This window comes from Flexithrix dorotheae DSM 6795 (assembly GCF_000379765.1).
Taxonomy (GTDB): Bacteria; Bacteroidota; Bacteroidia; order Cytophagales; family Flammeovirgaceae; genus Flexithrix; species Flexithrix dorotheae.
Genome location: NZ_KB903467.1, coordinates 1 through 12,470, shown reverse-complemented (window position 1 = coordinate 12,470; position 12,470 = coordinate 1). Strand labels below are relative to the sequence as shown.

Genomic DNA, 12,470 nt, shown 5'->3' with positions numbered 1-12,470 from the left:
ATTTTCATATCACCAATTAAGATGTTAATATGCTGGCTTTTAGTCTTTTGTATATTGAAAGGATATATTCTCTATGAAAGGCTTTTAGAGCATTTACTTTAATTAACAAAGGAAAACACTATTTATAAAGTAGTTTTCCAGATATTTGGTGATAATTACACAATACTTAATGGTACTACTCAATTAGAAAATATCAGAAAAAAGTTAAAAAAGTTAAAATTTTGATTTGAGATTAATTCAAAATGACTTTTTGAAAAAGCATAAAGTAAGGTTTATACAAAACCCTGAGAGGATTTCAAAAAAGCTAACCTTAGCACTTTATGCAGCACTAAAAAATTTGAGTAGTAAGGGTAAAATTTTCTTTCAACCAATTTACTATTTACCAGGCCTTATGAATCTGAAATTTTTTCTTGTAATAGCTATACTATGTCTAGTAAACTCACTTTCATTTTCGCAAAAAAGAACTGCGTACCGCTCTGATGCAGCTAATAAGAAAGTAAACCAGGCTAATTATCTGATTGAGGACGGACGAGGAAACATTACGTTTATCCGCTTTAATAAAAATACTCCCCTATCACAAATTTCAGATTATAAACGTTCTTTTCATCTTCAAAAGGAAAGTGATTTAACTCTGAAAAAAGAGTACGTAGATGAATTAGGTATTAAACATATCAAATACGAGCAGACCTACAATGGAATTAGAATAGTGGGTAGCGAAATTGTTTTGCATTGCAAAGGTGATTTTGTGACAAAAGCTAATGGAAAGCTTGTAGATACTTTAAATATCAATACAACACCTAATTTTTCCGAAAAAGATGCGCTAAATATTGCCCTACAAGCTATAGAGGCGAAAGTTTACAAATGGCAGGTAAAAGGAGAAGAGTTATTGCTTCAAAAAATCAGTAAAGATCAAAATGCCACATTTTATCCAAATGCCGAACTTGTAATTACCTCAAAAAAATATAGTTCAGAAACTCCTTACCAATTAGCTTATCTTTTTGATGTACATACCATTGAACCGTTAAGTAGAATTCGGATAGAAATAGATGCCCATACCGGGGAAATTATTAATCAATATGATCAACTTCATCATACTACCATAAATGGAACTGGAGAATCATTGTACAATGATAAGGTAAATCTCAAACTAGATTTTGATGGAACTTCTTATAAGCTAAGGGATTATACACGAGGGGATGGCATTTTTACATATGATCTAAATAATGGAACAAATTATGCTGCAGCAAAACTTTTTTCAGAAAATGATAACTACATTAATGAAACCGAAAATCACGCAGGTGTAAGTGCACATTTTGGATCGGCAGCTACATACGATTATTACTACAATAATTTTGGGAGAAACAGTTTTGATGATAAAGGTTCTGCAATCAACTCATATGTACATTACAGTACAAACTATTTTAATGCATTTTGGAATGGTTCAGTTATGACATATGGTGATGGTAATGGGGTTACAACCACCCCATTGGTAACACTCGATATTGTTGGTCATGAAATTACACATGCAGTTACGGAATATAGTGCTGGTTTAATTTATGCATATGAATCAGGCGCATTAAATGAGTCTTTTAGCGATATTTTTGGCCAATCAGTAGAATTTGAAACTTCACCTGAAATAGCAAGCTGGAATTTAGGTGATCAAGTATATGTAAATGGCACCAGTATGATCAGGTCCATGAGTAACCCAAAATCCCAAGGCGACCCTGATACCTATAAAGGTAATTATTGGGTGAATGGTAATGCAGTTCATACTAATAGTGGTGTGATGAATTACTGGTATTATCTTTTGGTAGAAGGTGGTACTGGTACAAATGATAAAGGATTTGAATATGAAGTTAACGGCATAGGTCTGAATGATGCACAGCAGATAGCCTATCGAAACCTCACTGTTTATTTGACAGAAAATTCACAGTATATGGATGCAAGAGTAGGTGCAGAAGAAGCTGCAGTTGATTTATTTGGGGAAAATAGTGTACAACATTTAGCTGTGGTAGACGCCTGGAATGCAGTTGGCGTTCCTACAGCTGAGCCTCTTCTAATTGTAACTAATGAATTAGACTTTGGAGATATACCTGTTGGATTGACTCAGGACTTGGAACTTATGATCACAAATCAAGGAAATGCTATACTCAACATATCTTCAATTTCTGTTGATAATCCTGATTTTAGCCTATCGGAAAGTTCACTAAATCTAGAAGCTTCTAAATCCGCAAGCATAACCGTGTCCTTTACTCCTACTGTTGAAAGCTCTCATACTGGAAAAATTACCATAAAAAGCAATGGAGGAGATGAAATAGTCAATTTGTTAGCTGTAGGAGTACCACCCCCAGTGATGGTGGTTAACCCTAAAAGCTTTTCCGAATCATTGTATACAGGGGAGACCGCTACACAAAGCTTGACTATTGATAACAGTAGTGGAGGGAGTGACCTGGAGTTATCAATAAGTATAATAAGCGATACTTCTAAAGTCGGTTTAGTTAAGTCAATAAAGCAATATGGAGATCTTGGAGGAGAAAGCTTTCAAAGTGTAACAAGTGAGCTTACATCAATTAGTCCATCATTTACTGGGGATCAGTTATCTTTTAATATAAGTACCTATGGAGAGATTATGCCATATCAGTATCCAATTGGTACTGAACACCTTCTTCAGGGTTCGTATATTTCAGGATATACAATAGTATATGAAATGGAGGGAACAAATTACATTTCTGTTGCTGGTTATAATTATAGAACGAATATAACTCCTGTCTCTTACACTGAAATCGTAAATAATGAGACTCAACTCATCGTGGAAGTAGTCACTCGGACATCCAATGGAGTTTTGGAAATTACCAGAAGGTTTACCCATGATAAATCGAGTAGTTATATTAAAATCAGCACAACTCTTTCAAACATCTCAGGCAAAACGCTCCTGAATGTAGTACTCAAGAGTTTTGCAGATTGGGATGTTGAAGGAGAAAGTGGTGATGATAATTGGAGTATAGACCCTAAATCAGGTTTCGTTTATGCCTTTAATTCTACTTATCATTCCTTAGTTTCAAATCAGGCACCCGATTTTCAAGATATTGATGGTTGGGATGACTATCGTAGAAGATTAACTGATGAGAATGTGTATGGCGTAGTAAATAGTTTTGATGGCTTGCAAGTCCTTCACTTTGAGCTAGGTAATCTGGGTGTAGGAGGTTCCAAAGATCTTACCACAGCTTACCTGAGTGGTAATTCTTTGGATGATTTACTAGACCAACTGGGTAATGTATCTAATACATGGCTTTCAGTTGAAGAAAGTACGATTACCATCCCGTCAGGCACAAGTAGAGAGGTGGCAGTAACTTTTGATGCATCAAGATTGAATGGAGGCACTTACTCAGCATCTTTGGCATTAGAAAGTAATGATCCCTTAAATCCATCGGTTGCAATACCTGTCACATTAGAAGTAACGGGAGCACCAGATATTGAGGTAAGTTTATTAAACATTGATTTTGGATCTCATTTTATAGGTGCAGTTGCCAAAGATTCATTACTTGTTTCAAATAAAGGAACAGATACTTTATCGATTTCTGCTATTTCAGTTTCTGATGCTGATTTTTCAATTGAAGAGGGGTTTCCTACTACACTATCACCGGGGGAAGAAGCTTATTTAAACCTTCATTATTCTCCGACTATTGCAGATTCCTTAAATGCAACTTTAACAATAGAAAGTGATGATACAGATGAAGGAGCCGTGATAGTCAATTTGACAGGTAAAGGAGTTGCTTCCCCAGAAATAACCGTTAATCAAGAGCACTTATCAGAGTCATTGTATAAAGGAGAAACCACAACCCAAATCCTGAATATTGACAATACTAACGGGGGGAGTGATTTACAGGTTGAAATTAAAATTAGCCATCAAGATACTTTTAGTTATTCTTTTACCCCAAGCAACTTGATTTCAGTAGAGAGTTCATCAACTTCAAATAGTTTTGTAAGTATAGTTCCTCAAAAGGTTGAAGATGACATAGTAAATGTTTTAGTGATTCAGAATGGATCGGCATGGGGCGTAAATATTTCTCAATTTATAGGAACTCATTTTAATCTTCAGGCATCAGTGATTGGTTATGGAGGCATTGAAAGTGAGGATTTTAGTAAATATGATTTGATTATAACTTCTGGAGCCCAATCTAATTTTTATTATCAGGCTATTTCAAATTATAAAGATAAATTTGAAGAGTTTGCTCAAGCTGGAGGCTGCATTGTTTATCTACTTGCAACTCAAGGAAGTAATGTATCTATTGTCGGAGATGTGGAAGTTTTATACGGAAATCAAGAAAGAGTAAATTTAATTGTTGACGAAGATCACCCAATCGTAAAAGATATGGATACAGCAATAAATGGGAGTTATGCTAACCATGGTTATCTCACTAATTTACCTTTTGATTCAGATACTTTAATTTCTACTCAATCAAGCAAAGATCCAACATTAGCAGTATATAAATATGGAGCAGGACTTGTTCTTGCTACAGGAGTCACTGTGGAACATTTGTATAATTATAATTCGGTACCTCTTTTAGGTAATATCATGCAGTTTGCGCTTAATAATCTGCCTAAAAATTGGCTTTCAGTTGAAGAGAAAAGGATTACTGTTCCTTCAGGATCAAATAGAAAAGTAGTTGTTTCTTTCGATGCAACTGAGTTAGAAAATGGCACTTACCTATCATCTTTAATATTAGAAAGTAATGATCCTATAAATCCTTCTATAACCTTACCTGTATCACTTGAAGTCAAAGAAAGAGGACCAGAAATAGAAGTAAACAAAGTAAGTATTGATCTAGGCACACATGATATAGGAACTTTTTTAAAAGATACTATATTAATCTCCAACAAAGGAACTGATACTTTATGGATATCTGATGTTTCGTTTTCAGATTCTGATTTTTCAATAGAAGGCCCCCCCCCCGTTTATCTGTCTCCAGGAGCTGAGACCTATTTAATCATCCGCTGTTCTGCTCAAAAATTAGGGCTCTCTAATTCAATATTAACCATTGTAAGTAATGATAAGGATGAAAAGGAATTTCTTGTGGATTTAACCATTACAATAAAAGAAGCCATTACTCCGGAAGCACCTACAGGGCTTTTAGCGGAACCTGTTTCTCAAACACAGGTAGACCTATTATGGGATACAGTAGCTCATGCGGAAGCTTATGACGTTTTAAGCTCTGATAGTGAGTTGGGACCATTTACCATTTTAGCTACAGTCTATGCTCCAAATACATTTTTCTCACATTCAGGACTTAGCCCTAATCAAACAATATTTTATCAGGTTAGGGCTAAATTTAAGGGGAAAATTTCCCCTGTGAATACCACAAGCATTACTACTTTGGCAACTGAAATAGATGCCCCTACAGGTTTTACAGTATCAGAATTGGGTCTAACAAAGAACCAATTAACCTGGAATGCTCCATCAAAAGAAATTGATGGATACATACTTGAAATGGCAGAAGCTGAAGCAGGTCCATTTACTGTAATTGCAGAACCAAAAGCAAATGCGACTTCATATAATCATACTGGATTAATTGTCGGACAGATCAATTTCTATCGTCTTAAAGCCAGATCGGGTGCACAAGAATCTGAATATACCCCAGTTGTAAGTTTTGTGACAAGCACTGATGAATTGACAAACAGCGTATTGAGGGTTTATCCAAACCCCACCAATAATGGCAAAATCATATTAGATATTGGAAGTGATGTCTTAAGTAATGTAACAATAACAATATTCACTTCCACAGGAACTACAGTGATTACTAAAACTTATGAAATGGTAAATGGATCAATTTCTATTGACCTTGGTAAAAATAATAAAGGAATGTTCCTCATGAATATGATATCAGATAAATTCATAGCCACCAGAAAGATAATAATTCAATAGTACTTCTTTTATGCCTGTGTGGTAACTTTCAGGGTGGGATATATTAGGTTGGATATTCCGGAGAATTAAAATTTACGAGAAAAAATATTGTTTGGACAAGGAAAAATTTTCAAATAAATACCAAGGAGGTACAGCTTATTTCTGTCCTAATTCTTATGTCACAAATTTAGCGGATGGGGCCACAAATGATAGTATTGGAAATGCTTTATTTGGGACAATAACTTTTAAGAATGGGGTCGGAGAAAAATAATTGTCTTAACACAGATTTAGCCTGAGGTTCCTAAATGGCTAAATTTTGTATTTAAATAAGATAGCTTCTGGTTTATTTTTAGTTAAATATCTGTTTAACTAAAAAAGCTTTAGACTCACAAACTTTTGAGACACTACCCTATTTACCCACTATTAAGATAAAAATTCTGTTTTTTCTGGGAAATAATTCTAAAGACTTGTAGTCTCTTTTAGAATTATCTCCGTATTAAGGCTGCAACTAATTAATAGAAAATTTAGATATTTTTATGAAAATCGGAGCAGATCTGGGTGGAACCAACTTTAGAGCTTGTTTGATAAATGATCAGCAAATTATTAAAAGCAATAAAATTCCTTTGGAAAACAAGGAAAGCTTTGACAGTACTATTGAACAAATCATCAATCTCATCAAAACGATTAATGGAAAGGATGTGGCTGGTATTGGGATAGGTGTACCTTCCGTAGTGGACACTGAAAAGGGAATAGTTTATGACGTGGTGAATATCCCTTCCTGGAAGGAAGTTTTATTAAAAGATATATTGGAAAATGAGTTTCACATTCCAGTTTATATCAACAATGATGTGAACTGTTTTGTACTTGGTGAAAAGTACTTTGGTGTTGGAAAAAATTACAAGAATATCGTAGGTATCACGATTGGAACAGGTATTGGTGCAGGTATAATCCTGGATAATAAACTATATAGCGGAACCAATTGTGGTGCCGGAGAATTTGGTTATTTCCCCTACCTCAATCACGATCTTGAATATTATTGCAGTTCCAATTTTTTTGATAAGGAATATGGTACTACTGCCTATAATCTATTTCTGAAAGCAGAAAAAAATGATGCCCAGGCGCTTTCTGTATGGAATGAATTCGGCCATCATTTAGGGATAGCTCTCAAATCAGTAATGTATGCTTATGATCCGGAGATAATCATTTTAGGTGGATCAATTTCCAGTGCTTTCAAGTTTTTTGAAGCTTCAATGCTCAGTGCTTTAAAAGACAACCATTTCCCAAAATCTATAGAAAGGCTCAAAATCTGTGTTTCACAGATTGACAATGTTTCTATGCTGGGAGCTGCCTCTCTTGTAGACCAGCCTAATTAAAAGATGGTTCGATTGCTAAAAGAGGTTTTAAGCCAGGCACCTGAAAAAAGCTAATCCAGGTGCTTAAATTTTATTTTTAATCAAAATCAGCATTTTTCAAATAATTATAAGATACAATTTCCAATGAAAAGAAATTACCTGATTGTTTTCTTAATACTGCTTACTTTTTTTGTCATATCATTCCTTACCAATATTCTGGGGGCTTTAAATCCTAATGTTTCAGCCAGTTATACCCTAACTGAAACAATGGCTGGATTTCTGCCATTTGCCTTTTTTATTGCCTATGGAATAATGTCCATTCCTTCAGGATTTCTTTTGGAAAAAATGGGGGAGAAAATAATGATGATGATCGCATTTGGTTGTGCATTTATCGGAGCCTGGATATTTGCTCAATTTCCCCAATTCAATGTTTATGTGATCTCTCTATTTACAATTGGCGCAGGAATGGCGGCCTTACAGGTGGTGGTTAATCCTTTGCTGAGAGTTGCCGGTGGTGAAGAGCACTTTGCCTTCAATTTGGTGTTGGCACAATTGGTATTTGGCCTGGCCTCCTTTGTCAGTCCGCAAATGTATACCTACCTGGTTACCAATATTGACCAGGGAAACACTGAAAAACCTTTTATTGGCTTATTATCAGACCTGGTACCTCAGGATTTATCATGGGTTTCAGTTTATTGGGCTTTTGCTTTAATGAGTTTTTTGATGATTCTAATCATCCTATTCATTAAATTTCCAAGGGTGGAACTACAGGACGATGAAAAAGTAGGCTCAAAGGAAAGTTATCTGGAGCTGTTTAAAAACAAATATGTGATTCTGTATTTCCTGGGCATTTTTGCCTATGTTGGCACAGAGCAGGGCATTTCTTATTGGATGTCAAAATTTCTAAGCAATTACCATGGTTTTGACCCCGATACAGTTGGAGCAGATGCGGTATCTTATTTCTGGGGATTAATGACCATAGGAGGAGTTTTGGGGCTGGTGCTTGTAAAACTTTTCGATAGCAAATTAGTGCTCAGGTGGTTCACCATTTTGGCAATTCTAAGCGTATTGGCAGGGCTTTTTGCCGGTCCAAATGTGGCACTTTGGGCTTTACCCATATCAGGATTTTTCCTTTCGGTGATGTATCCTGTAATTGTTTCACTGGGATTAAATTCAGTTACCAAACACCATGGATCTTTTGCAGGTATCCTGATGAGTGGAATCGCAGGTGGAGCAGTAGTTCAAATTCTTATTGGCGGATTAAGCGACCTGTTTTCCCTGAAAATAGGGATGTTGCTTATTTTTATCACACTGGGTTATATCCTGAGTATTACTTTCTGGGCAAAACCCCTGGTTAAAAATAAGACTGTTAATAGCTTTAAAGATTTAATAAAAGCTTAATAATTAAAATTTAAGCGAATTCCCTGAAAGGACTGCAAATGTTATGTTACTGGAGTTTGCAGCAGGTCTTCACTCGGGAATGAGAAAATTTTTAAATGATTTCAACACTACAAATCAATGATTTACAAACAAAACACATTAAATAAATTCAAACAAACTTATCTGGTTGTGGCAATTGGATTAATGACCCTGATAAGTTCCTGTACTGAAACATCTACTGTCCATATTAAGGAAACTAAACTTACAGATGGCTGGCAAATTATTGCCGCAGCAGAAATAGAAGAGGATGGCAAACAACTGACTTCAGGAGAATCTCCATCAGGAAATTGGGTGGAAACTACCGTACCTACTACCATAATGGGAGCCCTCACTGATGCCGGGGTTTATAAAGATCCGTTTTTTGGAGATAATCTCGCCAAAATTCCAACCGAACCTTTTGAAAACCCATGGTGGTTCAAAAAAGAGTTTAACATAGATAATTTTCAATCGTCTCAGGAGGAACTAAGGCTTTTTATTGATGGCATAAATTATCGGGCCAATATCTGGTTAAACGGTCAGCAAATTGCTTCTCAGGATACTCTTTTTGGTGCTTTTAGACAGTTTGAAATCGATATTACCGATTTAGTTAAAGCTAATAACAGCCTTGCTTTTGAAATCATTCCGCCAAAAGCCAGAGATTTTTATATGGGATTTGTGGACTGGGCCCCTACTCCACCCGATAAGTATATGGGTATTTATAGAGAAGTTCGATTAAAAAGGACAGGAAAAGTGGCTTTGGATTTTCCATTTGTGCAAACGGATGTAGACACAAAAACCCTGAAAGAAGCCAGACTTAGCATAGGTGGAGAACTTACTAACTTTGGAAAAGAAGCCAAAGAAATCACCATCCAGGCAGCAATAGAAAATACCAGTATTTCAAAAAATATTAGCCTGAAGCCCAATGAACACATAGAATTTGCCCTTACTTCGGATGAGTTTGAAGAATTAATTTTCCAGAACCCAAGACTTTGGTGGCCAAATGGACTAGGAGATCCCAATATGTATGAACTTACATTAAAGGTTTTTGAGGGCAATACACAGGTGGATGAACAAACCGTAGATTTCGGAATAAGGTCTTTTGAAACCTATTTGAATGAAAAAGGTGTACGAGCTTACAAAGTAAATGGCAGGGATGTACTCCAAAAAAGTGGAGGTTGGGTTGATGATTTATTTTTAAGGTATATGCCTGAAAAAGATGCAGCTCAAATCCGCTATGTGAAAGAAATGAATATGAATGCCCTAAGATTTGAGGGGGTTTGGGGAAATAACCATCACATTTACGATTTGTGTGATCAAAACGGGATTTTGCTGATGGTGGGTTGGAGCTGCCAGTGGGAATGGCCTGATTACCTTGGTTTAGACCTTGTGATTGCAGAAGGTGATGAGAATTTGTCAATCGCAGAAGGTACAGAAATTTATGGTGTGAAAATTACAGAAGAAGAGGAAATCCTGCTATCTGATTACTTTAAGGACCAGGTAAAATGGTTAAGGAACCACCCTAGTATTTATTGTTGGGCAGTAGGAAGCGATGCCATGCCGAAACCTAGTCTTGAAAAACGTTACCAGCAAACCCTTGATGAACTCGATCCGGACAGATCTTTATTGGTATCTGCCGGGGAATTTACAAGTACCCTTTCAGGCCCATCTGGAATGAAAATGAATGGCCCTTATGAATATGTTCCTCCTGTTTATTGGTATGAAGACACTAAACTGGGAGGTGCTTTCGGGTACAATTCAGAAACCGGACCTGGCCCACAAATTCCCCCTGTAGAAAGCATCAAAAAGATGATTCCGGAAGATAAATTATGGCCCGCTATGAATGACATGTGGAACTACCATTCGGGACGAAAAGATTTTAATTCAGTGGCTGTTTACATGAAAGCCCTGGATAACAAATACGGAAAGCCTGAAAATCTTGACGAATTGGCACTAAAAGCCCAACTGATGAATTATGAAGCCATGCGACCAATGTTTGAGGCTTTTGTAGTTAATCGGGATGTTGCTACCGGTGTGGTGCAATGGATGCTCAACTCTCCATGGCCGGAATTTTACTGGCAGCTATACGATTATTATCTAATGCCAACCGGAGCTTATTTTGGGACACAGAAGGCAGGTCAGGCCGCTACCCTTATTTTCAACTATCATAATAATCAGATATATGCCAGCAATGATGCGATGAATGGCATTGAAAATTATCAGGCAGAAATAAAGCTTTATGATACCAATTCGAATGTAGTTTTTCAGGATAACAAGATGGTTTCTCTTGGTGAAAACGATTATAAATCTTTGCTTACCCTACCAGAATTGAAAGGGAAAAGGGAAGTATATTTTCTTGATTTGAAACTGAAAAATGCTTCTGGTAAACTTGTAGCCGATAATTTTTACTGGTTGGCCTCACAAAAAGACCTTATGGCCTGGGATCAGCATTTCTGGTTTTACACGCCACAAAAACAATATGCAGACTTTACAAAAATCAATGATTTGAAAAAGGTTGGCATTACAGTAGAAAAGGAAATTGTGAAACAGGGAGAGGAATGGGAAGTGAATGTTACCCTAAGTAACCCTTCAGAAAATCTTGCCTTCTTCCTGGAATTGAATGCAGTTAAAAAATCAAATGAAACTTCTATTTTACCGGTATTCTGGAGTGATAATTATATTTCCCTTCCTCCCGGAGAAAGCAAAACCATTAACCTGAAATTTTATGGTAAAGACCTTAGTAATGATGAGCTTCAGATCAATATTCAAGGTATAAACCTGAACAGTAAGATAAAGATTTAAATGCTGATGTAATCAATTAGCCAATCATTTTCGATCATAAAAACCAAGGACCTTTTAAGATAAGCAGCAATTAGTTAATCACTCTGCTGCCACTTAAAAGGTCCTTTTCTTATGGTCTGCTGTTTAGGAATTTCCCTGGTGCCACAGGAGCTAAACTCTTGTGAAAAGTGAGCCCCTGTTAATCAATTGCTTATCACCACCAAAGCATATGTATTCACTAGGACAGACTTTCTGCTAGTCGCACTAGAATTTGGGTCTTTTCGGACCTTCATATGGAGAAGCTCCAAAATTCTTGTTTCTTGGCTCAACAAGTAATAAAGACTTATCCGTAACTTCAGGAGCTTTAATAAACCCATAGTATCTGCCCATCCAGTAGTCCCGGATATAGCCGGTTGGTTCCATCACTCTTTTGCTGCCTGCTCCACCATCCAAAACTGTTGCCGGCCGACTTCCTCTCATCACAGCTGATTCTCTCGGAGAAATTGCTTTTACTGCGCCTTCATATGAAGTATATCCTTCTTCCACAAATAAATCATCTCTATGGGAATTCCTAAAATTGTGTTCGGTACAATCCAGCGTCCAGGCTCTCAGGTGCTTAATGCATTGCTCATTATCAAAATCATTATTGGTAAAATACCCATAATTAAAATTGAACCAGGGAATATGCTCCATCCGCTTCACTTCGTAGGTTCTTTCCAAACTTCTTAAAAGAAAAGATTTATACATTGGGTCATCCACATAACGCAAAATAGTGGCATAAGCTTCAAATGCAAGGTTATCATCCCAGGGGGCCAGGGTGGATGGAGGAAAAGTATTTTTCTGTCTTAAAGTATTGTTCAGGTATCCCCAATCTACCAATTGCTCGAATCCTTTTTTATATTTTTCATCACCAGAAACAGCATATGCGGCTTGTATAAATGCCAGGGCCTCCAACCCGTTTACACCACGATCATTATATCCATAAGGCCTGAGTAAATATTCAGGATTCCAACGTCCCC

The 12,470-nt window shown here is 36.6% G+C and carries 4 protein-coding genes and 1 pseudogene; 4 read left to right on the top strand and 1 reads right to left on the bottom strand.

Annotation, left to right across the window (positions count from 1 at the left end; genetic code table 11):
* Nucleotides 1-391: 391 nt before the first annotated feature.
* The 4 genes from A3EM_RS46395 (at nucleotide 392) to A3EM_RS0129365 (ending at nucleotide 11,472) form a co-directional block, all read left to right on the top strand.
* Nucleotides 392-5,923 carry a choice-of-anchor D domain-containing protein gene (locus A3EM_RS46395; RefSeq protein ID WP_157638151.1) on the top strand — a complete coding sequence of 1,844 codons (5,532 nt, stop codon included), beginning with the start codon at nucleotides 392-394 and terminating at the stop codon, nucleotides 5,921-5,923.
* A gap of 515 nt (nucleotides 5,924-6,438) precedes the next feature.
* Complete coding sequence (locus A3EM_RS0129375) at nucleotides 6,439-7,275, top strand: ROK family protein (protein WP_020531836.1); 837 nt, start codon at nucleotides 6,439-6,441, stop codon at nucleotides 7,273-7,275.
* A gap of 123 nt (nucleotides 7,276-7,398) precedes the next feature.
* Nucleotides 7,399-8,655: an MFS transporter gene (locus A3EM_RS0129370; RefSeq protein WP_020531835.1), complete on the top strand. Its 1,257-nt coding sequence runs from the start codon at nucleotides 7,399-7,401 to the stop codon at nucleotides 8,653-8,655.
* Nucleotides 8,656-8,772: 117 nt separating this feature from the next.
* Nucleotides 8,773-11,472 carry a glycoside hydrolase family 2 protein gene (locus A3EM_RS0129365; RefSeq protein WP_020531834.1) on the top strand — a complete coding sequence of 900 codons (2,700 nt, stop codon included), beginning with the start codon at nucleotides 8,773-8,775 and terminating at the stop codon, nucleotides 11,470-11,472.
* A gap of 243 nt (nucleotides 11,473-11,715) precedes the next feature.
* On the opposite strand, the pseudogene A3EM_RS43970 reads toward A3EM_RS0129365, so the two are convergent.
* Nucleotides 11,716-12,470 (bottom strand): annotated as a pseudogene (locus A3EM_RS43970) (hypothetical protein); the annotation flags it as partial.